General features: G+C 73.3%; 19 protein-coding genes. 9 read left to right on the top strand and 10 right to left on the bottom strand.

Annotated features, from left to right (window positions below; translation table 11 throughout):
* Nucleotide 1: 1 nt before the first annotated feature.
* Together M4D82_RS04855 and M4D82_RS04850 are read left to right on the top strand one after the other, a co-directional pair.
* Nucleotides 2-3226, top strand: coding sequence for an amidohydrolase family protein (locus M4D82_RS04855; protein WP_249764844.1), 3225 nt, complete (start codon nt 2-4; stop codon nt 3224-3226).
* Between the two features lie 102 nt (nt 3227-3328).
* Complete coding sequence (locus tag M4D82_RS04850) at nt 3329-3862, top strand: hypothetical protein (RefSeq protein WP_249771467.1); 534 nt, start codon at nt 3329-3331, stop codon at nt 3860-3862.
* A gap of 27 nt (nt 3863-3889) precedes the next feature.
* On the opposite strand, the gene M4D82_RS04845 is transcribed toward M4D82_RS04850, so the two are convergent.
* Both M4D82_RS04845 and M4D82_RS04840 read right to left on the bottom strand, forming a co-directional pair.
* The gene (locus M4D82_RS04845) at nt 3890-5254 is read right to left on the bottom strand and encodes an FAD-dependent oxidoreductase (RefSeq protein ID WP_249764843.1); all 1365 of its coding nucleotides are present in this window, start codon (nt 5252-5254) and stop codon (nt 3890-3892) included.
* A 53-nt stretch (nt 5255-5307) separates the two neighbouring features.
* Complete coding sequence (locus M4D82_RS04840; RefSeq protein WP_249764842.1) at nt 5308-5964, bottom strand: DUF305 domain-containing protein; 657 nt, start codon at nt 5962-5964, stop codon at nt 5308-5310.
* A gap of 75 nt (nt 5965-6039) precedes the next feature.
* On the opposite strand from M4D82_RS04840, the gene M4D82_RS04835 reads away from it, so the two are divergent.
* Nucleotides 6040-7527: an LVIVD repeat-containing protein gene (locus tag M4D82_RS04835; RefSeq protein ID WP_249764841.1), complete on the top strand. Its 1488-nt coding sequence runs from the start codon at nt 6040-6042 to the stop codon at nt 7525-7527.
* Nucleotides 7528-7564: 37 nt separating this feature from the next.
* On the opposite strand, the gene M4D82_RS04830 is transcribed toward M4D82_RS04835, so the two are convergent.
* The 4 genes from M4D82_RS04830 to M4D82_RS04815 all read right to left on the bottom strand — a co-directional run bounded on the left by M4D82_RS04830 (nt 7565) and on the right by M4D82_RS04815 (nt 10510).
* Nucleotides 7565-8188 carry a TetR/AcrR family transcriptional regulator gene (locus M4D82_RS04830; RefSeq protein WP_249764840.1) on the bottom strand — a complete coding sequence of 208 codons (624 nt, stop codon included), beginning with the start codon at nt 8186-8188 and terminating at the stop codon, nt 7565-7567.
* 37 nt (nt 8189-8225) lie between these two features.
* Nucleotides 8226-8891, bottom strand: a complete 666-nt coding sequence (locus M4D82_RS04825; RefSeq protein ID WP_249764839.1) for a phosphatase PAP2 family protein — start codon at nt 8889-8891, stop codon at nt 8226-8228.
* A 31-nt stretch (nt 8892-8922) separates the two neighbouring features.
* Nucleotides 8923-9864 (bottom strand): M56 family metallopeptidase, encoded by a 942-nt coding sequence (locus M4D82_RS04820; RefSeq protein WP_249764838.1) that lies wholly within the window; start codon nt 9862-9864, stop codon nt 8923-8925.
* A gap of 91 nt (nt 9865-9955) precedes the next feature.
* Entirely contained in the window at nt 9956-10510 is a 555-nt protein-coding gene (locus M4D82_RS04815) for a DUF5134 domain-containing protein (RefSeq protein WP_249764837.1), read from the bottom strand.
* Between the two features lie 146 nt (nt 10511-10656).
* On the opposite strand from M4D82_RS04815, the gene M4D82_RS04810 reads away from it, so the two are divergent.
* Nucleotides 10657-11196, top strand: a complete 540-nt coding sequence (locus tag M4D82_RS04810; RefSeq protein WP_249764836.1) for a GNAT family N-acetyltransferase — start codon at nt 10657-10659, stop codon at nt 11194-11196.
* 60 nt (nt 11197-11256) lie between these two features.
* Here M4D82_RS04810 and M4D82_RS04805 read toward each other — a convergent pair whose 3' ends face one another.
* Both M4D82_RS04805 and M4D82_RS04800 read right to left on the bottom strand, forming a co-directional pair.
* The gene (locus M4D82_RS04805; protein WP_249764835.1) at nt 11257-11940 is read right to left on the bottom strand and encodes a glycerophosphodiester phosphodiesterase; all 684 of its coding nucleotides are present in this window, start codon (nt 11938-11940) and stop codon (nt 11257-11259) included.
* A 189-nt stretch (nt 11941-12129) separates the two neighbouring features.
* Nucleotides 12130-12831 carry a PadR family transcriptional regulator gene (locus M4D82_RS04800; protein ID WP_249764834.1) on the bottom strand — a complete coding sequence of 234 codons (702 nt, stop codon included), beginning with the start codon at nt 12829-12831 and terminating at the stop codon, nt 12130-12132.
* A 49-nt stretch (nt 12832-12880) separates the two neighbouring features.
* Here M4D82_RS04800 and M4D82_RS04795 point away from each other — a divergent pair, with 49 nt between their 5' ends.
* The 5 genes from M4D82_RS04795 (at nt 12881) to M4D82_RS04775 (ending at nt 18137) form a co-directional block, all read left to right on the top strand.
* Entirely contained in the window at nt 12881-14020 is a 1140-nt protein-coding gene (locus M4D82_RS04795) for an LLM class flavin-dependent oxidoreductase (protein ID WP_249764833.1), read from the top strand.
* A gap of 169 nt (nt 14021-14189) precedes the next feature.
* Entirely contained in the window at nt 14190-15596 is a 1407-nt protein-coding gene (locus M4D82_RS04790) for a DUF6421 family protein (RefSeq protein ID WP_249764832.1), read from the top strand.
* 26 nt (nt 15597-15622) lie between these two features.
* Entirely contained in the window at nt 15623-16384 is a 762-nt protein-coding gene (locus M4D82_RS04785; protein ID WP_249764831.1) for an SDR family oxidoreductase, read from the top strand.
* The gene (locus tag M4D82_RS04780) at nt 16381-17442 is read left to right on the top strand and encodes a threonine aldolase family protein (RefSeq protein ID WP_249764830.1); all 1062 of its coding nucleotides are present in this window, start codon (nt 16381-16383) and stop codon (nt 17440-17442) included. Before M4D82_RS04785 ends, M4D82_RS04780 begins: the two co-directional genes overlap by 4 nt.
* 95 nt (nt 17443-17537) lie before the next feature.
* Nucleotides 17538-18137: a transglutaminase-like domain-containing protein gene (locus M4D82_RS04775; protein ID WP_249764829.1), complete on the top strand. Its 600-nt coding sequence runs from the start codon at nt 17538-17540 to the stop codon at nt 18135-18137.
* On the opposite strand, the gene M4D82_RS04770 is transcribed toward M4D82_RS04775, so the two are convergent.
* A complete protein-coding gene (locus M4D82_RS04770) occupies nt 18073-19320 on the bottom strand; it encodes an MFS transporter (protein ID WP_249764828.1) in 1248 nt (415 codons plus the stop codon). The two genes, M4D82_RS04775 and M4D82_RS04770, sit on opposite strands and share 65 nt — an antisense overlap.
* Before the next feature lie 120 nt (nt 19321-19440).
* On the bottom strand, nt 19441-20163 hold the full coding sequence (locus tag M4D82_RS04765; RefSeq protein WP_249764827.1) for a lysophospholipid acyltransferase family protein: 723 nt from the start codon (nt 20161-20163) through the stop codon (nt 19441-19443).
* Nucleotides 20164-20338 lie beyond the last annotated feature (175 nt).

The following is a 20338-nucleotide window of genomic DNA, read 5'->3' as shown; positions in this document are numbered from 1 at the left end:
GATGGCACGGAGGACGGTACTGCGGGCGGCTTCGGCCGGTACGGCCGCGACGCTGGTGGGGGCCTCCCCGGCGGGCGCCGACGCGCCGACGGGAGCGGCGGGGCCGTCCGGGACGGCGCCCCGGACGGCGCCCGGGGCGGCGTCCGTCGACGGCGATCGGGTCCGGCTGCGCTTCACCGCCGCCACGAACGGCGCGGCCACCACCACCCCCGGCGCCGACCGCTTCGTCGCCGAAGTGCAGGGCACCCTCTGGGAGCTGCCCGGCGACGGCTCGCCCGCGCGGGCGCTCACCCCGCCCGACCTGGAGCCGACCCGCCCCGTCCTGTCGCCCGACGGCCGCCGGGTGGCCATGAGCGCCTACCGCGACGGCACGTTCCACATCTGGCTCATGAACGCCGACGGTTCGGGCCTGCGCAGCCTCACCGACGGCCCCTTCGACCACCGCGCGCCCGCCTGGTCGCCCGACGGCGCCACGCTCGCCTTCTGCTCCGAACGCGGCGGCGACCCGGTGGCGGGCAGCCCGTACCGGATCTGGACCGTACGGGTCCGCGACGGCCGCGTCCGCCGCCTCACCGGCCTCCCCGGGCAGACCGGGCCCGGACAGGACGGCGCCTGGGAGGACTTCGACCCCACCTGGTCCCCCGACGGGTCCCGGGTGCTGTTCGTCCGCGCCACCGTCGCCGGCGAGACCCTCGTCGCGCGCACCCTCGCCTCGGTCGCGGCCGACGCCTCCGACCCCGCGCCCGTCCGCGTGGAACACACCGCGGCCGAAGGCCGGCTGCTCGCCCCCGCCGTCTCCCCGGCCGGCCGCACGGCCTGGCTCCTCGCCCTCCCCGGCCCCCGGAAGGCCGAAAAACTGACGCTGGTCGTCGACGGCCGCGGCGTCGAGCTCGACGGAGACCTCGCGCCCGCGCCGCCGCGCTGGGCCGGCGACGAGCAGCTGCTGATCACCCTCGACGGCCGGTTCCGCCTCATCCGCCCCCACCGGGACCACACCGGCCGCGTCCTTCCCCTCGACGCCGGCCTCGACGTCCGCCGCCCCCGCTACCGGGCCAAGGACCACGTCCTGGAGGCCGAACGGGACCGCCCCCTGCGGGCCGTCCACCTGCCGGCCCTGTCACCCGACGGCCGCAGCGTCGCCTTCGCCGCCCTGAACGCGCTGTGGGTGGCGCCCCTGACCGGCGGCGCACCACGCCGGATCGTGCGGGCCGCCGCCACCACCTACGTCCAGGGGCCGACGTGGAGCCCCGACGGCGCGGCCCTGCTCTACACCGACGACCGCGACGGCCTGAACGCCGTCCGCCGCCGCGACCTGACCGGCGGCGCCGACCGCGTCCTCGCCCCCGGCGGCCGCGTCCACGGCCGCCTCTCACCGGACGGGACCCGCCTCGCCTGCCTCGACCTCTCCGGCCGCCTCCTCGTGCGCGACCTGGCCACCGGCACGGAAACCGTCCTGGTCACGGCCCTGGGCGGCGGCGGACTGCCCGGCCCGCCGAGCTGGTCCCCCGACGGACGCCACCTCGCCCTGTGCGACCGCAACCGGCTCAGCCGCCGTTTCCGCGAGGGCTACAACCTGATCCGGATCGTCGACTCCCGCACCGGCGCCGACCGCCTCCACGCCCTGGCCCCGCACAGCTCCCTGTCCGACCGCTACGCCTCCGGCCCCGTCTGGTCGCCCGACGGGCGCCACCTCGCCTGCATCGCCGAATCCGCCCTGTGGCTGCTGCCCGTCACCCCCGACGGCACCCCGGACGGCCCGCCCCGCCGCCTCACCGACGAACCCGCCGACCACCCCTCCTGGTCCGGAGACTCCCGTACGCTGCTCTACCAGTCCGGCGCCCGCCTGCGCCTCCTCGGCCTCGACGCGGCCGCCGCGCCCACCGGACCGGCCCGCAGCGTGCCGGTGGCGCTGAGCCACCGCCGCCCGACCCCCGTGGACACCGTCGTACGCGCCGGCCTCCTCTGGGACGCCACCGCGGCCGCGCCCCGCGCCGACGTGGACATCCTGATCAGCGGTGGCCGGATCACCGCCATCGAAGCGCACCGGCCCGGAGTGCGCCGCCGCGCCGGCCGCACGATCGACGCCTCCGACGCCACCGTCCTGCCGGGCCTGTGGGACGCGCACATCCACCCGTACCTCGACACCTACGGCGCCCGCGAAGGCGCCGCGCTGCTGGCCTACGGGATCACCACGGCGGTCTCCCTCGGCGGTTCGGCGTACGAGCAGGCCAGGGTGCGCGACGACATCCTGGCGGGCCGGCTCGCCGCGCCCCGGCTGCTGGCCGGCGGGGAACTCCTGGACGGCTCCCGCGTCGCCTACAGCATGGGCCGCGCCCACCGCACCCCGGAGGGCTTCACCCGCTCGCTGGCCCGCGCCGCCGCCCTCGACTGGGACTTCGTCAAGACCTACGTCCGCGCCCCCTACCCACAGATGGCCGAGGCCGCCCGCTTCGCCCACGGGCTCGGGGTCCCGGCGGGCTCGCACCTGTGCGCGGCCGGCATCCACACGGGGCAGGACCTGACCACCCACCTGGTCGCCACCGAGCGCGCCGAGGCCGGACACGGCGCCACCCCGCAGGGGCACACCTACCAGGACACCCTGGAGCTCTACACACGCGGCGGCTTCCACCTCATCGCCACCCCCTTCACCGCGTTGCCGCTGCTCGGGCTGGACCCCGGCGCCGCCGCCGACCCCCGGGTGCGCACCCTGATGCCACCGTGGGACGTCACCACCGTCGAGGCGGTGGCCGGGCAACCGCCCACCGCCGAACAACTCACCGCCCTGGAGCGGGAGGTCGACGTCTACCGGCGGGCCCTGCGCGGCGGCGCGCTGCTGGCCCTGGGGACCGACGCGCCGCTCACCCCCGTCGGACTCCACCTCCACCTGGCCCTGCGCGCCCTGCACCGCTTCGGCATGAGCCCCGCCGAGGCCCTGACCACCGTGACCCGCACCCCCGCCCGCGTCTTCGGCGTCGACGGGCACCTCGGGACCGTCGAACCGGGCAAGCTCGCCGACCTCACCGTCGTCGACGGGAACCCGTTCGCGGACTTCACGGACCTGATCCGCACCCGCGCGGCCGTACGCGGCTCGGTCGTCCACGAACGCGCCGCGCTCCTCGCGGAGTTCAGCGGGCGCGTACCGGCCCCGGCTCCCGGCGACGCGTGGCGGGCCGTCGCCCGCCAACTCGCCCTGGGCGGCTGCTGCGGATCGCCCGCCGGCGACTGAGCACTGGCCGAGACCCGCCCTGGTGGCGGCCCGCGCCGGTGCGGGACGATCCCCGTGCTCGTCCGTACGGTCACCGCCCCCTCCGACATCGAGGAGCCGTCCGTGCCCACGTCCTTCTCCGCCCGCCCGCGTGTCCGTTCCCTGGTCACCGTGCTCGCCCTCATCGCCGCCGCGTTCCTCGCGCCCGGCTTCGGCGTCCTGTCGGGCGCCGGCGACGCCCACGCCGCCACCAAGATCAGCCACGCCACCGCGACGTCCATGTTCCGCCAGGCCGGGATCACCTGGTCCTCCTCCGGCAACTGCTCCGACCGGAACAACCCCAGCTGTACATCGTTCGAGCAGCTCAACCTCGCCACCGCGCAGGCCGCGCAGACGCTCAAGAGCGCGAGCCGCTGCGCCCTGAACATCACCGGAGGCACCGAAACCGGCCACGCCGGCGGCACGTACTCCCACTGGAACGGCTACAAGCTGGACTTCGCCAAGGCCGCCTGCCTGAACTCGTACATCCACAACACCTTCACGGCCATCGGCCCGCGCGGCGACGGAGCGCCCCAGTGGAAGTCGGGCTCGGGCAACATCTACGCCGACGAGGGCAACCACTGGGACGTCGTCTACTACAACTGCGGCGGCTGCTGAGCACCCGAGCCGCTCGGGGTCGTCTCCCTACGCCAGCCCCGCCGCGTCCCTGAGCCCCGCCCAGTCGGGGATCTTCACCGAGCGTCGGCCGAGCGAGTGGCCCAGCCGTTCCTCGGCCGACTCGATCGCCAGCCAGCCCGGCCACTCCACCGGCCGCAGCCCCGCCGCCCGCAGGGCGTCCAGCGGATCCCCCGCCGGACCGCCCCGGGCGGCGAGCGCCCCGGCGTCCTGGAGCAGGGAGGAAACGGTCTCCTTGGCGCAGGGCCGGTTGGTGCCGATCACCCCGGTCGGGCCCCGCTTGATCCAGCCCGCCACGTACTCGCCCGGCGAGGTCCGGCCGTCACGCAGCACCCGGCCCGCCGCGTGGGGGACCGTACCCCGGGAGGCGTCGAAGGGCAGTCCGGGCAGCGGCACGCCCAGGTAGCCCACCGAACGCAGCACGAGCTGCGCCTCGATGTCCTCGTACGTCCCGGTGCCGCTCACCCCGCCCCGGCCGTCCGGCGCCGTCCGCTCGAAGCGCACCGCGCGGACCCGGCCCTCGGGCCCGCCCAGCACCTCCACCGGCCGCAGGTGGAACCGTAGGGTGATCCGCCGCTCCGCCTCCCCGGCGTCGCCCGGTTCCGCCTGCGCCCAGCCCCGGATCACCTCCAGGTTCCGCCGGGCCACGGCGGGCAGGGCCGCCGCCGCGCCCGGGTCGGCGTACGCCGGGTCGAGGGCCGCCTCGGCGGCGAGGACGCCGATGCCGACCCCGGGCAGGGTGCCCAGTTCCCGCAGTTCCTTGGTGGTGAAGCGGCCCTGCGAGGGCCCGCGCCGGGCCACCATCGACACCTCGCGCAGTTCGCTGGCCGCCAGCACGCCCAGCGCCGCGTGCGGCATGTCGGTCGGCTCCAGCTCCGGGGCGCCGCGCGCCAGGATCCGGGTCACGTCCACCGCCACGTTGCCGGCGCCGATCACCACCGCCGAGCGCACGCCGGCCAGGTCGAACGGGGTGGCGTCCGGGTGCCCGCTGTACCAGGACACGAAGGCCGTGGCGGAGTGCACCCCGGCCAGCTCCTCGCCGGGGATGCCGAGGGTCCGGTCGCGGGCGGCGCCCACGCAATAGACCACCGCGTGGTAAAGCTCCAGCAGTCGGGCGGTCGACAGGGACTCGCCGCCGACCTCCACGTTGCCGAGGAAGCGGATCCGGTCGTCCTCCAGGACGGAGCGGAGATTTCCGGTCAGCGATTTGATCTTCTCGTGGTCGGGGGCCACCCCGTACCGCACGAGCCCGTACGGCGCCGGCAGCCGGTCCAGTACGTCGACCCGTACGCCCGGCACCTCACCTTGCTGAACGAGTGTCTGAGCGGCGTAGACCCCGCTGGGGCCCGAACCGACGACGGCGACACGAAGCACGGCGGAGCTCCTCCCGCAGGTGTTTCCCAGCATGCCACCGGGCCCGGCGCCCGTCAGCCCATCGCGCGCATACGGTGGATCTCGGCGCTCTGCGTGGCCACCAATTCGGTCGCCATCTCCTCGGCGGCGAGGTTGTTGCCCGCCGCGAGGACCTCGCCCGCCATCTTCAGCGCGCCTTCGTGATGGGCGGTCATCAGCCGCAGGAAGAGCCGGTCGAAGTCGGCCCCCTTGGCGTCCGTCAGTTCCCTCAGCTGCGCTTCCGTGGCCATGCCGGGCATCGTGGCGTGGTCGTGGGCGCTCGCGTCGGCGGTGGGGGCCGGGTGGCGCTCCAGCCACTTCTCCATGGTCGCGATCTCCGGCTTCTGCGCGGTCGCGATGCGCTCGGCGAGCCGCTTGACGGGCTCCGCCGAGGCCCGCTCGGGAGCGAGGGCGCTCATCGTCAGGGCCTGGCGGTGGTGTTCGATCATGTGCCGCATGTAGGTCCGGTCGGCGGCGTTGGGGCTGTCGTCGGGGCGCTCCTTCGCGGCCTGTTCGGGGGAGAGGGTGCGGGACTTCTCGCCGGGTTTGCCCGGGGCGACCACCACGGCGTCGCCCTCGCGCGCGGCGTCCGCGCCGCCGCCGTCGTCCCGGCAGCCGGAGAGGGTGAGGAGGAGTGCGGCGGCCAGGGCCGCCCCCAGGAATCGGCCGACTAACGCATTTGCCATGTCCATGAAAACGAAGATACTGCCGGGGTCCAGGTTCCGTTCCCCTGAGGAGCGAAACGTGCGGGCCACACGGGAGGCACAGTGACCTCGTTGCACACCGTCAGAGTGCGCCGAAGGAGTCTGGGGGTGGCTCTCGCGGCCGCCGGACTCCTCACCACCCTGCTGGCCACCGCCGGTCCGGCGGCGGCCACCCCCGACCCCGGAGACCTGTCACCGGGCGCCGGATCCCGGCAGGACGCCGCCCCCACCCAGGGTCGCGACCTCGCCCCCGGCGAGATACCCGGCCAGGACGAGATCGTCCACAGCCGCAACATCAAGCCCCTGGCCAACATCCCCAGCGCCAACCCCAAGGGCATCAACACCGACCTGGCGTTCCAGGGCCGGTACGCGTACGCGGGCAATTACGACGGCTTCACGATCTACGACATCGCCGATCCCAAGACCCCCAAGGTCGTCAGCCAGGTCCTCTGCCCCGGCGGCCAGAACGACATCTCGGTCTCGGGGGACCTGCTCTTCCTCTCCACCGACTCCTCGCGCAGCGACGACTCCTGCAACAGCGTCTCGCAGCCCGCCACGGAGAAGTCCTCGTGGGAGGGCATCAAGATCTTCGACATCAAGGACAAGCGGAACCCGAAGTACGTCAAGTCCGTCGAGACCGCCTGCGGCTCCCACACCCACACCCTGGTGCCGGGCGGCAAGGACCTCTACCTCTACGTCGCCTCGTACTCCCCGAACGACGCCTTCCCGGACTGCAAGCCGCCGCACGACGGCATCTCCGTCGTCAAGGTGCCGAAGAAGGCCCCGACCCAGGCAGCCGTCGTCGGCTTCCCGGTGCTCTTCCCGGACGGCGGCAACCCGGGCGGACCCACCAACCCCGGAGTCTCCAAGACCACCGGCTGCCACGACATCACCGTCCTGCCGTCGAAGAACCTCGCCGCCGGCGCCTGCATGGGCGACGGCATCCTCTTCGACATCACCCGGCCCGAGCAGCCCCGGGTCATCGACCGGGTCCAGGACAACGTCAACTTCGCGTTCTGGCACTCGGCCACCTTCAACGAACGCGCGAACAAGGTCGTCTTCACCGACGAACTCGGCGGCGGCGGAGGGGCCACCTGCAACGAGGCCACCGGCCCGAACCGGGGCGCCGACGGCATCTACGACATCACCGGGCGCGGTGACGCCCGCAAGCTCGTCTTCCAGAGCTACTTCAAGATCCCCCGCCACCAGGCCGACACCGAGAACTGCGTCGCCCACAACGGCTCGCTGATCCCCGTCGGCGGCGGCCGCGACATCATGGTCCAGGCCTGGTACCAGGGCGGCGTCTCCGTCTGGGAGTTCACCGACTCCGCCCGCCCCAGGGAGATCGCCTACTTCGAGCGCGGCCCGCTGACCACCGACGCGCTCGGCCTCGGCGGCTCCTGGTCGGCGTACTACTACAACGGGCACATCTACTCGAACGACATCGCCAAGGGCCTCGACGTGCTGAAGCTCGACGACTGGCGCACCGAGAGCGCCGAGTGGGTGTGGATGGACCGCCTCAACGTACAGAGCCAGCCCGAGTACCACTGACGCCCGACCGTCACTGACCCCTGAGTACCGCTGACCCCTACCCCGGCAGGGTCCCGCCGGGCGGTCCGCCGCCCGGCGGGACACCCAGCTCCCAGTCCAACCCGTAGCGCTGGAACAACTCGGCACGCAGTCGGGCCGCCGGCATCGGCGCCCCCGGCAACAACACCGCCACCACCGCCCCCATCAGCAGGGCCCGCAACAGCGGGTAGTCCGTGTCCACGTCCGCCGAGCCGTACCGCTCCACGGTGTCCCGCAGCAGGTACGCGAGCCGCTGCTGCTCCGGGCACTGGATGAACCCCTCCGCCTGGAGGATCCCCGCCATGTGCGTGCGCATCAGTCGCGGATGGTCGCGCGCCAGCCCCAGGATCGCGTCGATCGCCCGCGCCAGGAGCTCGCGCCCGTCCTCGGTGCGGGGCTCGCGTTCCAGCGCCGCCTCCAGGGTGAGGTGCATCAGCCGGTGGACGGCCGACTGGAGGAGTTGCCGCTTGCCGGGGAAGTAGTACGAGACCAGGCCGCGCGCCGCGCCCGCCCGGTCGGCGATGTCGCCGAGCTTGGTCGCCTCGTAACCGCGTTCATCCACCAGTTCGACCGTCGCCTGGAGCAGGCGCTCCCGGGAACGTCTGCGCAATTCTTCATTGACCGATGGGCTGCGCGGGACCATGCTTACTCCTGCGTTGACTGGCTCGGAGCCAATATACTCAGCGCGCGGAATCGTCTGTCTGGGGCGACGCGGGGGATCGCCCCAGGCAGGCACATCCGAACACCGTCGACGCCACCAGGGCCACGCCCAGGAGCCAGCCGGCCAGCACGTCCGAGAACCAGTGGACGCCGAGGTAGACGCGGGTGAAGCCGACCCCGAGCACCGACACGGCCGCCACCGCCCAGGCCGCTCCCGCCGCGCCCCGGGAGCCTCGGGCCGGCAGCAGCCACAGCAGCAGCCCGCACACCACCGTCGCCGTCATCGCGTGCCCCGAGGGGTAGGCCGCGTAATCCGCCGAGGCCACCGGGTCCGGCCACTGCGGACGCTCCCGTCCGACGGCCGCCTTCACCCCCTGCTGCACCCCCGAGGCCACCAGCGTCGCCGCGCCCACCGCGAGCGCGCGCACCCGATCGCCCCGCCGCCACAGCCACAGACAGGCCACCGCTGCCAGCGCGCGCATCGTCCACGGATCCCACGCCCAGTCGCTGAGCACCCGCATCCCGTGGGTGACCCCGGGATGCGCGACGGCGTACGCGTGCAGGTCCCGCGCGAGCCCGTCGTCGACACCGGCCAGGGGCACCCAACGGACCACCACCAGGGCGGTCAACGCGACGGTGAGCAGGCCGCAGCCCACCCCGGCCCAGGACACCACTGTGCTCCGCATACCGACGATCTTCGCAGCCCCCGGGGGGCTTTCACCGCAGCGCGTTGAGCCCCGGGACGAAGGCCACCAGCAGCGGCAGCGCCGGGACCAGGGTGGCCAGCGCCGTCAACCGCAGCCGCTGTACGGCGGACAGCCGGGGCGCCGCCGACAGGAGCCGCCGTACGCGCCGGTGCACCTGCGCCTGCGGGTGGCCGGTGCCGGGGCCGAAGACGCCCCGGTCCTCGTTGAGCCCGACCAGGGCCAGGGCGATCGTCAGCCGCCCGTAGCGTCGCGAGGCCACGTCGTCGGCGGCCAGTTCCACCAGCCGGTGCATCTCCGCCTCGAACGCCGCGAACACCGGGACCTGAGGGAACCCCCGCGACAGCGCCCGCGAGCAGTGCAGCAGCCAGTCGTGCCGGGCCGCCGCGTGTCCCTGCTCGTGGGCCAGCACCGCGTCGAGCTGACTGCCCTTGAGCCGGCCCAGCGCCGCCGTGGTCACCACCAGCCGCGGCGCGGATCCCGGCTGCCACCAGGCCTCCGGACGCGGCCCCTCCAACACCACCAGCCGCGTCGCCGCCGGATCCTCGCCCGGCAACAGCGGGGCGCGCAGCCGCAGTTCGGCGCTCCCCGCGCGGCGCCGGGCCCGTGCCCGCAGCACTTCGCGCGTCAGCATCGCGCCGGTCCACAGGCCCCCGCCGGCCAGCGCCAGGGCGGTACCCGTCGCCCACGGGCCACCGGCCGCGCCGAGCGCGTAGGCGTCGACCACCCCGCGCGGAGCCACCGCGAAGAGCCCGCCCCGTACGGCCTGCCAGGCGGCCGCCGCGCTCAGCAGCATGGACAACGCCAGGCACAGCAGGGTCGCCCCGACCACGCACTGCCACACCCACAGCGCGACGACCGGTTCGCGCTCGGGCCACTCGGCCCGAGCCAGCAGACGGGGGGCGAGCACCGCGGTCAGTGCGCCGAGCAGCAGGAGAACGGCGGGGACCATCATGTCGTCCAGCCTATGAGCGCGGCCCCGCCCACCGGTACGCTCCCGCGTCTTTGGTGACGCAGGACACGTCCGCCGGGCGTTTCGTCGTGCCTCACATGCCCAGCAACATCGCCAACATCCCTGTCCCCATGGCCAGTCGGCAGGCCCGCGTCAGCTCTCCGGCCGCGCTCGTGGGCGTCGCGAACGCCCGCGCGGCGGGACCCGCCGTCACCAGGCGGGCGCCGCCGAGGAGCACGTACGCCGCGTAGTACACGAGCAGCACGCCCGTCACGACGGGCAGCCCCGCCGTGCCGTGTCCGTGTCCGGAGCCCATCGCCAGGCCGACGTAGGCCATGTACGCCATCGCCAGCGAGCCGACGAAGTGGTGCGCGTGGTGCGCGCCGTCGCGCAGCAGCCACAGCGCGTGCGCCGCCGCCCCGCAGAAGACGAACAGCAACGCCGGCGGCCCCCACGGACCGGTGCCCGACGGAACGGCCATCGCGGCCATGCCCAGGCCCATCACCGCCTCGCCCACGGCGCCGCCGCGCGCCGCCCGACCGGCTCTGCGCGCGCGCAGCAGACAGTACGTACCGCTCACGGCGCACAGGAGCACGATCAGCCAGGCGCTGACGGCGGAGGGGGAGAAGAGGGGAGCGGGACCGTGCACGGCGGAACCTCCCGGTTCGTCGGCGTCACTGGAAGAGATGCCCCCTGCGGTCCTCTTCACGCCGCCGTGACGGTGATCCCGGTTAGGCTCGGGGGGTCAGACGCGGCATCCCCCATGCCGTCGCCGCACCGAACGGAGCCCTCCCGATGTCGACCGCCCAGCCCGCCGCCCTGAGTTTCCGCAGCGCAGTGGAGGCCGACATAGCGGAGGTGGTGAAACTCGTCGAGTCCGCCTACCGGGGCGACGCCAGCCGGGCCGGCTGGACCACCGAGGCCGACATCCTCGACGGCCAGCGCACCGACGCGGAGGGCGTCGGCGCGATCGTCCGGGACGAGGACAGCCTGCTGCTCGTCGTCGAGCGGGCGGGCGAACTCGTCGCCTGCTGCCAGCTCGAACACCGGGGCGACCACGTTTACTTCGGGATGTTCGCGGTGCGCCCCGGCCTCCAGGGCGGGGGCCTCGGCAAGGAGATCCTCGCCGAGGCCGAGCGGCGCGCCCGCGAGGGCTGGGGCGCCAAGGAGATGCGGATGACGGTGGTGAACCTGCGGGAGGAGCTCATCGCCTACTACGAGCGCCGCGGCTACCGGCGCACCGGCGAGCTGAGCCCCTTCCCCTACGGTGACGAGCGCTTCGGCGTGCCGCTGCGCGACGACCTGGTCTTCGAGACGCTCGTCAAGGAACTCTGACCGAAACCGGCCCCGCCGCCCGCGCGGCGGTGGCGCGCGGCTCAGGCCGTGGCGCGCGGCTCAGGCAGTGAAGCGGCCCGTGCTGCGGATCTCCGGGAACCCGGTGGCCGCGCCGTCCAGTTGGAGCGCCCGCGCGAGCCGCAGCTGGTCCAGGGTGTCCACCGTCCACCCCGTCACGCGCAGCCCGGCCGCGTGCGCCGACTCCACGGTCTCCAGCGTGATCCGCCGCAGGTCCAGCGCCAGCGTCCGCGCGCCGGCGACCCGGCCCCGCTCGACGACGTCCGCCCCGTGCCGGGGCACCCGCAGGGAGGTCCGGATCCCCGGCGCCGCCCCGGCCGCCAGGGTGAGCACCTCCGCGTCCCGGGAGGCCACCTCCACGCGGGCGGTCAGGTCGAGGCGTTCGATCAGGGCCGCGAGGGCCTCGGCCGCGCCCCGGTCCTGGACCGCCACCTGGAGCGGTACGCGGACCGCGTCCAGCACCTCGTCCAGGAGCGGTACGCGTTCGCCCTGACCGGCGTCCAGCGCGCGCAGCTCGGCCAGGGTCAGGTCGGCGACGGCGCCCACGCCGTCGGTGGTGCGGTCCACCTCCGCGTCGTGCAGGACGACGAGGGCGCCGTCCTTGCTGAGGCGTGCGTCCAGTGCGATGACGTCCATCCCGCAGCGTTCCGCGTGGACGAACGACCGCAGGGTGTTCTCAGGCTCGACACCCATGACCCCGCGGTGACCGATGGTGAGGAAAGTCAAGGTTCTCTCGCTTCCGTCGACGGCGGCTCCCGCGCGGTCGCGGTGTCCCGACCGGCCGCGCGCGGTGAGGACGCATGCTAGTGCGCCCGGGTCGCGAGGGGACCGGCCGTGCGTCGGCCCGCGGAAGCCGCCCGACCGCTTCCCGCCAGGGTCGTACGACGCCGGGCGGGCCGGGGCCGCGCCGGCGCGTCACCCGGGGGTGGGCGCGTCCCCCGCGGCTTGACGAGTCGCGCTCCCGGGACCGGCGGGACCGGCTTCGGCTCCGGCTCCGGCTTCGGCTCCGGCTCCGGCTTCGGCTCCGGCTCCGGCTTCGGCTCCCGCTCCGGCTTCGGCCAGGTCGGTGAGCAGGGCCTCGGCCAGTTCCAGTTCCGCCAGGTGCTGCCGTTCGCTCCAGCGCAGGGCCAGGGTGGGGAAGGTCCACTCCGGCACGCCCGCCGCGTGCTCCATGGCCTGGCGTACGGCGGCCAGTTCGCCCCGGGTCCGCTCCACGTGCTCGGTGACCATCGCGCGCAGCCGCTCCGGTTCGGCCAGGTGGCCGAGCCAGATCCGCAGCAGCAGCCCGTGCTTGAGCACCGGAGGGCCCGCCTCGGCGCAGTCGCGGGCCCAGTCGGCCAGGGCCGCGCGGCCCGCCTCGGTGATGGCGTAGCGGCGCTTGGCGCGGGCCTCCTCGGGGCCCGAGGGGGCGGAGGTCGCGTACCCCAGTTCCTCCAGGCGGCGCAGTTCGGCGTAGATCTGGCTGATCGCGGGCGACCAGTAGAAGAAGCGCAGGGAGGAGTCCGCCCACTTCTTCAGCTCGTACCCGGTGCGCTCGCCGGGGAACGACAGCAGGCCGAGGACGGCCCACGCGGTCGGTGGAAGGTCTTGCTTGTTCGAGATATGACTACTAGTCATATTCCTCATAGAAGTAAGACCGGGCACGGAACGCATCCCTGGAGGCATCGTGAAGTTCTCCGTCATCTTCGAAGCTCAGCTGGCCGACCCGACCGTGGAACGGGAACACCAGGTCATCCGCGACTGCGTCGAGCAGGCGGTGCTCGCCGAACGCATGGGATTCGACCGGATCTGGGCCGTCGAACACCACTCCCTGAAGTGGTACGCCCACATGAGCGCCCCGGAGATCTTCCTCACCTGGATCGCGGCCCGGACGCACACCATACGCATCGGGCACGGCGTCGTGTGCATGCCCTTCAACTTCAACCATCCCGTCCGCGTCGCCGAGCGCGCGGCAATGCTCGACCTGCTCTCCGGCGGGCGGCTCGACCTCGGGGCGGGGCGCGGCGGCACCGCGCAGGAGACCTCCCTGTGCGGGGTCGACCCGGCCCGTACGACCGCCGAGGTGGAGGAGGCGCTGCGGATCATCGGCAGGGCCTGGCGGGAGGAGGAACTGGAGTACCATGGTCCGCTGCTGGACATCGCCCCGCATCCGATCCTGCCGCGCCCCGCCCAGACCCCGCACCCGCCGCTGTTCCTCGCGTGCAGCCGGGGCGAGACCCTGACGCAGGCCGCCGAGCTCGGCATCGGCGCGTTGGTGATGGGCTTCGCCGGCCCGGAGTCGATCGCCGCGATGCGGTCCGTGTACGACGCCGCCCGCGCGGACCGTGACGGCTCGCGCTTCGTGTCGTCCGTGGTCAACGACCACTTCGCGGTGCTCTGCCCGACCATCGTGCTCGACGATCCCGAGGAGGCCCGCCGGATCGGCGTTCGGGGGCAGCGGTTCTTCGCGCAGTCCATCGGGCACTGGTACGGCGGCGCGGGCGTCCCGGACGAGGCGGTGGTGGCTGGCGCCGACGAGGCGGCGGAGATGCGCCGGGCGGCGGAGCAGGTGGTGGCCCGGCTGCACGAGCACGACATCCCCGTCCGGCCGACCTCGACGGCCACCTTCAACGCCGACCACGCCTACGGCGGCGCGGACGAGGCCGTCGCGTACGTCGAGCGGCTGCGCCGGGCGGGTGCGGACGAGGTGATGTGCCTGATCCAGATGGGTACCGTCCCGCAGGAAGCCTGTCTGGAGACCCTGCGGCAGTGGGGGGAGAAGGTGATCCCGCACTTCAGGGGCGCGGGCGCCGGCCCGGATGCCTGACGCCGAAGCCCGGCGACGGGGCGGAGTAACGGCTTCCACCCTGCGGGGCGGGAAGAATTTCGGTAACGATGGGGGTAGCGCAGGATAATTTCCCGAGATCCCTCTTGAGCAGGAGAGCCTCGCATGCATACGCTGTGTTGACGTGAGGTTCTCCTGTGGAGGAAGTGACATGACGGAAACTCTTGTGCCGGGTACTGGCGCTGCCGTGACAGCCGCTGGTGCGCGGGTGGTCGACCACCCTGCGTGGCCCGAGCTCAAGGCCGCCGTGGAGGAGATCCGCGTGTGGCAGGCCAAGGACGGCTCCATCGACTTCGAGGCCGAGGGCGCTCCCGCCCCGTCCGCCGTCGAGGCCGTCGTCGAGCGGGTCGTGGCCGCCGTGGAGACGCTGTCGCCGCTGCTGCCGCACGCCGGCGCCTACCACAAGGCGCTCGTCGCCGACCTGCGCAAGTGGGCCGCCGACGGGTTCCGCGTGCCGGACTTCCTCGACTCCCTGCTGGCCTTCCACCCGGCCGCCGAGCGCGCCGACGGTCTCCAGCACCTCGTCGTCTTCCCGATGTACACGCAGAACGGCAACCCCGACCGCAACCTCGAAGCGGTCGTGCTGAAGATGGTGTGGCCCGAATGGCTCGCCGAGCTGGAGCGCACGCGCTACGACAACCCGCTCTTCCTCGGCATCACCTTCGAGGACTTCACCCCGGGCTACGACACCCACTCCGCCGTGCTCTTCCCGGAGACCATCGCCGTGCGCGAGGCCCCCGAGCGCTTCACCTGGGGCGGCATCTTCTGCGACCGCGAGGCCGCCCGCTACCGCAAGGTGACCGAGGCCGCCGTCGACATCCTGGGCATCGACCTGCCCGAGGACATCGCGAGGATGGTCGAGGACCAGGAGCGCTGCGAGAAGGCCTTCGTCCTGTGGGACATGGTCCACGACCGCACCCACAGCCACGGCGACCTGCCGTTCGACCCGTTCATGATCAAGCAGCGCCAGCCGTTCTGGATGTACGGCCTCGAAGAGCTGCGCTGTGACCTCACCGCCTTCAAGGAGGCCGTGAAGCTGGAGTCCGAGGGCAACGAGCACGGCCGTGACGTGCAGTACGCCGTCCTCTTCGACCGGATGTTCCGCTTCCCCGTCTCCGGCGACCGCACCCGCAACTACGACGGTCTCGGCGGCCAGCTCCTCTTCGCGTACCTCCACAAGCACGACGTGGTGCGCTGGACGGACAACAAGCTGAAGATCGACTGGATGCGCGCTCCGCAGGTCACCAACCAGCTCTGCGCCGAGATCGAGGAGCTCTACCGGGCCGGCATCGACCGTCCGAAGCTCGTCCACTGGTTCAAGGCCTACGAGCTGGTCTCCACCTACCTCGCCCCCCACCCGGGCTCCAAGTGGGCCAAGGGCCCCGACGCGCTCGACCTGACGCAGCCGCCGCGCAAGCTCGTGGACGACGTGCTTCCCGACGAGTTTCCGCTCAGCATGTTCTATGAGGCCCTCGCCAAGAAGCTCAAGGGTGTGATCGCCTCGACCAAGGGCATCACCGCCCTGAACGCCGAGACGGCCGAGCGGGCCGCCGCGTGAGCACTCGCCCACAGGAGGCAGCACCCATGAACGGCTCCGGGAACGGCAACGGACAGCTCCAGGGAGCGGTGATCGCGGTGGCCGGGGCCGGTGGCCCCGCGGGTCGCGCCACGCTGCTGCGCCTCGCCGAGGCGGGCGCCACCGTCGTGGCGTCCGACGCCGACGCGGCCCGCCTCGCCGAGGCCGTCGACGCCGCCCGCTACGCCCACGGCGGTGCCACCGTCACCGGCGACACCGTCGACCTCCTCGACCTGGAGGCCACCAAGGCCTGGGCCGAGCGCACCGAGAAGGAGTTCGGCCGCGTGGACGGACTCGTCCACCTCGTCGGCGGCTGGCGCGGCAGCAAGACCTTCACCGACGTGGACCTCGCGGACTGGGACTTCCTGGAGAAGCTCCTCATCCGCACCGTCCAACACACCTCGCTCGCCTTCCACGACGGACTGCTGCGCAGCGACCGGGGCCGTTACGTCCTGATCAGCCAGTCCGGCGCGCACAAGCCGGTCGCCAACAACGCCGCGTACAACGCCGGCAAGGCGGCCGCCGAGGCCTGGACGCTCGCCATGGCGGACTCGTTCCGCAAGGCGGGCGGCGAGGACGGTCCGCGGTCCGCGGCTGCGATCCTGGTCATCAAGGCACTGGTGCACGACGCGATGCGCGCCGAGCGTCCCAATGCGAAGTTCGCGGGCTTCACCGACGTCAAGGAGCTGGCCGAGGCCATCGCCGGCGTGTGGGAGCGGCCCGCCTCCGATGTGAACGGACAGCGTCTGTGGCTCACTCCGCAACCGTGAGGACCGATGCCCGCCGCCACCACGACCCGGCGGTACGGGGGTTCGCGAGCGACAACTACGCGGGGGTGCATCCGGAGATCCTGGAGGCCATCGCGCTCGCCAACGGCGGCCACCAGGTCGCCTACGGCGAGGACGAGTACACCGAGCACCTGCAGAGGGTCATCCGCAGCCACTTCGGCCCGTACGCGGAGGCCTTCCCGGTCTTCAACGGCACCGGCGCGAACGTCACCGCACTCCAGGCGATGACGGACCGCTGGGGCGCCGTGATCTGCGCCAAGACCGCCCACATCAACGTGGACGAGGGCGGTGCGCCGGAGCGGATGGCGGGGCTGAAGCTGCTCGCCGTACCCACCCCGGACGGCAAGCTCACCCCCGAGCTGATCGACCAGGAGGCCTGGGGCTTCGAGGACGAGCACCGGGCGATGCCGCAGGTCGTCTCGATCACCCAGAACACCGAGCTCGGCACGGTCTACACGCCGGACGAGATCCGGGCCATCTGCGAGCACGCCCACGGCCTGGGCATGAAGGTGCACCTCGACGGCGCGCGGATAGCCAACGCCGCCGCCTCCCTCGACGTGCCGATGCGCGCCTTCACCAACGCGGTCGGCGTGGACGTGCTGTCGTACGGCGGCACCAAGAACGGCATGATGTTCGGCGAGGCCGTCGTCGTGGTCAACCCGGACTCCGTCCGGCAGATGAAGCACATCCGCAAGATGTCGATGCAGCTCGCGTCCAAGATGCGGTTCGTGTCGGTGCAGCTGGAGGCGCTGCTCGCGAAGGACCTGTGGCTGCGCAACGCCCGCCAGGCCAACGCGATGGCGCAGCGGCTGGCGGCCGGGGTGCGCGAGACCGACGGGGTGGAGATCCTCTACCCGGTGCAGGCCAACGCGGTGTTCGCCAAGCTGCCGCAGGAGGTGTCGCGCCGGCTCCAGCGGCGCTACCGCTTCTACTTCTGGGACGAGGCGGCGGGCCACGTCCGGTGGATGTGCGGCTACGACACCCAGCAGGAGGACGTCGACGGCTTCCTCCAGGCGCTGAAGGAGGAGCTGGCGCGCTGAGGGCCGGCATCACCGGAGGCGAGGGAAGTGAATAAATATGCCCCCGACCGTAAATCTATTGATCTACGGTCGGGGGTATGCCTATGCTCCCGGCCATGCGACTGATCCCACAGAACCCGGACATCCACGCGTACTTGGCCTCGGACGAGGCGATCGACCACTGGCATCCGCTCGTGCAGGAGACCGCCGACGCCCTCTGGTCCGCCACCGGCGACGCATATTCATACGCCGAAGTCGCCTTCACCTTCGTCCGCGACACCATCCCGCACTCCGCCGACTCGGGTGACGCGCGCGTCACCTGGAAGGCCTCCGAGGTGCTGAGCACGCGCACCGGCATCTGTTACGCCAAGTCCCACGCCCTCGCCGCGCTCCTGCGCGCCCAGGGCATCCCGGCCGGCCTCTGCTACCAGCGGCTCACCGACGACGACGGCACGAACCCGGCCGTCCACGGGCTCGTCGCCCTGCGCCTGCCGGGCAGCGCGCGCTGGTCCCGGGTGGACGCGCGCGGCAACAAACCCGGCGTCGACGCGCGCTTCGATCTGGACGAGGAGCGGCTCGCCTTCCCCGTGCGCCCCGAACTCGGCGAGGTCGACTACCCCGAGCTGTACGCCGCACCGCACCCCGCCACGCTCACGGCGCTCCGGGAGTCCGCGGACCGCCGGGAGCTCTGGCGGCGCCTGCCGACGGCTCTGTAGGCGCCGCCGTCGGCGGTACGGGTCCTTTGACCGCGATCAGCGCGTACAGCGCGGCCCCCGCGAGCTGGAGCCCGGCGATCCCGAGCACCAGCGTCCACGCCGGCGCGGTGGCCGCCAGCCCCACCAGGGCGGCGCCCGCGGAGGCGGCCGTCACCTTGAGCCCGGCCCCGAGGGTGAACACCTGGGCCCGGGTCCCCTCCGGGGCGTACTGCGAGCGGATCCGCAGCGTGGCCGTCAGCAGCGGCCCGTCGCACACCCCGGCCAGCGCGAACAGTGCGGCCGTGAGCGGCAGCGACGGGGCGAGGGCGGCGCCGACCAGGGCGACGCCGGTCGCGGCCATGGCCCCGCACGCCATCCGGCCCGGGGCGAGGGAGGTCATCCGGCCGAGCGTCAGCGAGCCCGTCAGCGCGCCCACCGCGAAGGCGGTGACCAACACCCCGCCACCGCCCGGGTTGCCGAGGGACCGGGCCAGCAACACCGACGTGGTGGTCAGTGCCCCGACGCCGACGAACGCCACGGTCGTCGCCGAGGTGACGGCCCGCAGTTCGCGCACGCGCCACAGGGCGGCGAGCCCCGCGCCCATCCCGACCCGGGGGCCCTTCCGTGACGGGCCCGCGCAGGGGTCCTCGTACGGGAGCGTGGCCGCCAACGTCGCCGCCAGCGCGCCGGACGCCACCAGCAGGAGCGCGGCCGGCGCGGCCGAGGCGTACGCCGCCACCAGCCCCACCGCCGCCGGGGCCGTCACCGCCGCCGCGTTGTAGGTGGACGCGTCCCAGCCGTACGCCCGCTCGCGCGCGGGCCCGGCCGGGGCCAGTGCCGCGACCAGGCTCGACAGCCCGCCCGTCACCATCGGCCCGCAGGTCCCGCCCAGCGCCGCCACCGCGAGCACCACCGGCGTCGGAGCCCGCCCCAGCAGAACGGCCAGGGTCGCCGCCGCGGCCGTGAAGCCGGCCAGCGCCCCGGCGTGGAACAGCCTCGGCCGCCGCGTCCGGGCGGCCAACGCGCCCGCGAGGGGCGCCGCCAAGACGTTCGGGGCCAACCAGGCGGTGAGCACGAACGCCCCGTGGGCGGCGTCCCCGGTCCGCTCCAGAGCCAGCAGGACGACGGCCATGCCCATGCCCTCGGAGGCGAACCGTGCGGCCAGCGCCGCCGCCAGATATCGGCCGAAGCCGCCCGTCCCCATCGCGTTTCCCCCTCGCGCCGCCCCCGCCCGCCCCGCCGGTCGGGCAGGCCTGCTCCGGAGCGTAGGCGAGCGCAGCCGCGTCACGGGTAAGAGGAAACCGGGCGGAGCCGTGCGGATACGTCAGCCCGCTTCGCGCACCTGTGCCGCCGTCGGCGCGGTACCGCCGAGGTGGGCCGGCAGCCACCAGGCGTCCGCCGTGTCCTTCGGCTTGTCGGGGTAGGCGCGCTGCGCCGCGTCCAGCAGCTCCTGCACCCGCTCGCGCAACCGGCGCGTGATCGCCCCCGCGTACTGGTCGCTCGGCGCCTCCAGCGGCTCGCCGACGCGCATCGTCACCGGGATGTGGCTGCGCTTGAGGTTCTTCGGGCGGCCCTTCGTCCACAGCCGCTGGGTGCCCCACAGCGCCACCGGGATCAGCGGAACGCCGGCCTCCTGCGCCATGCGCGCCGCGCCCGACTTGAAACTCTTGAGGGTGAACGACTGGGAGATCGTCGCCTCCGGGAACACCCCGATGATCTCCCCGGAGCGCAGTGAGTCCAGCGCGTGCTGGTACGCCGTCTCGCCCTGCTGGCGGTCCACCGGGATGTGCTTCATCGCGCGCATGAGCGGACCCGAGACCCGGTGCCGGAACACCGACTCCTTGGCCATGAACCGGACCAGGCGCTTCTGCGGGCGGGCCGTCAGCCCGGCGAAGATGAAGTCGAGGTAGCCGATGTGGTTCGACACGAGCACCGCGCCGCCCTTGCGCGGGATGTTCTCGGTGCCCTTGACGTCGATCCGGATGTCGAGCGCGCGGAAGAGCGTGTGCGCGGCGCCGATCACGGGGGGATAGACGAGCTCAGCCATGAGGGGGAGACCCCGCTTTCTGCCTGGGGAGGTTCTCCCGGCCGGAAGTTACGGAAGCGTAGGTACGCGACCATGGGGATCGTGCCCCAAACGGGGCGCGGTAGCCAGTCCAGACGCCCCCGCCCGGGGAGATTCTCGTCACGCGGCGCCTCGCGCCGGGAATGCGGGGCGCCGG

It is taken from the genome of Streptomyces sp. RerS4, assembly GCF_023515955.1.
Taxonomy (GTDB): Bacteria; Actinomycetota; Actinomycetes; order Streptomycetales; family Streptomycetaceae; genus Streptomyces.
The sequence above is the reverse complement of the archived record's forward strand: the minus strand, read 5'-3'. Positions and strand labels throughout refer to the sequence as shown.

What these genes read in the sequence shown, in the direction of transcription:
- M4D82_RS04830 (WP_249764840.1), bottom strand. Translation starts at nt 8,188, where the DNA reads ATGGTCCCGCGCAGCCCATCGGTCAATGAAGAATTGCGCAGACGTTCC.
- M4D82_RS04810 (WP_249764836.1), top strand. Translation starts at nt 10,657, where the DNA reads ATGTCGACCGCCCAGCCCGCCGCCCTGAGTTTCCGCAGCGCAGTGGAG.
- M4D82_RS04770 (WP_249764828.1), bottom strand. Translation starts at nt 19,320, where the DNA reads ATGGGGACGGGCGGCTTCGGCCGATATCTGGCGGCGGCGCTGGCCGCA.
- M4D82_RS04840 (WP_249764842.1), bottom strand. Translation starts at nt 5,964, where the DNA reads ATGGACATGGCAAATGCGTTAGTCGGCCGATTCCTGGGGGCGGCCCTG.
- M4D82_RS04820 (WP_249764838.1), bottom strand. Translation starts at nt 9,864, where the DNA reads ATGATGGTCCCCGCCGTTCTCCTGCTGCTCGGCGCACTGACCGCGGTG.
- M4D82_RS04785 (WP_249764831.1), top strand. Translation starts at nt 15,623, where the DNA reads ATGAACGGCTCCGGGAACGGCAACGGACAGCTCCAGGGAGCGGTGATC.
- M4D82_RS04825 (WP_249764839.1), bottom strand. Translation starts at nt 8,891, where the DNA reads ATGCGGAGCACAGTGGTGTCCTGGGCCGGGGTGGGCTGCGGCCTGCTC.
- M4D82_RS04765 (WP_249764827.1), bottom strand. Translation starts at nt 20,163, where the DNA reads ATGGCTGAGCTCGTCTATCCCCCCGTGATCGGCGCCGCGCACACGCTC.
- M4D82_RS04800 (WP_249764834.1), bottom strand. Translation starts at nt 12,831, where the DNA reads ATGACTAGTAGTCATATCTCGAACAAGCAAGACCTTCCACCGACCGCG.
- M4D82_RS04855 (WP_249764844.1), top strand. Translation starts at nt 2, where the DNA reads ATGGCACGGAGGACGGTACTGCGGGCGGCTTCGGCCGGTACGGCCGCG.
- M4D82_RS04790 (WP_249764832.1), top strand. Translation starts at nt 14,190, where the DNA reads ATGACGGAAACTCTTGTGCCGGGTACTGGCGCTGCCGTGACAGCCGCT.
- M4D82_RS04775 (WP_249764829.1), top strand. Translation starts at nt 17,538, where the DNA reads ATGCGACTGATCCCACAGAACCCGGACATCCACGCGTACTTGGCCTCG.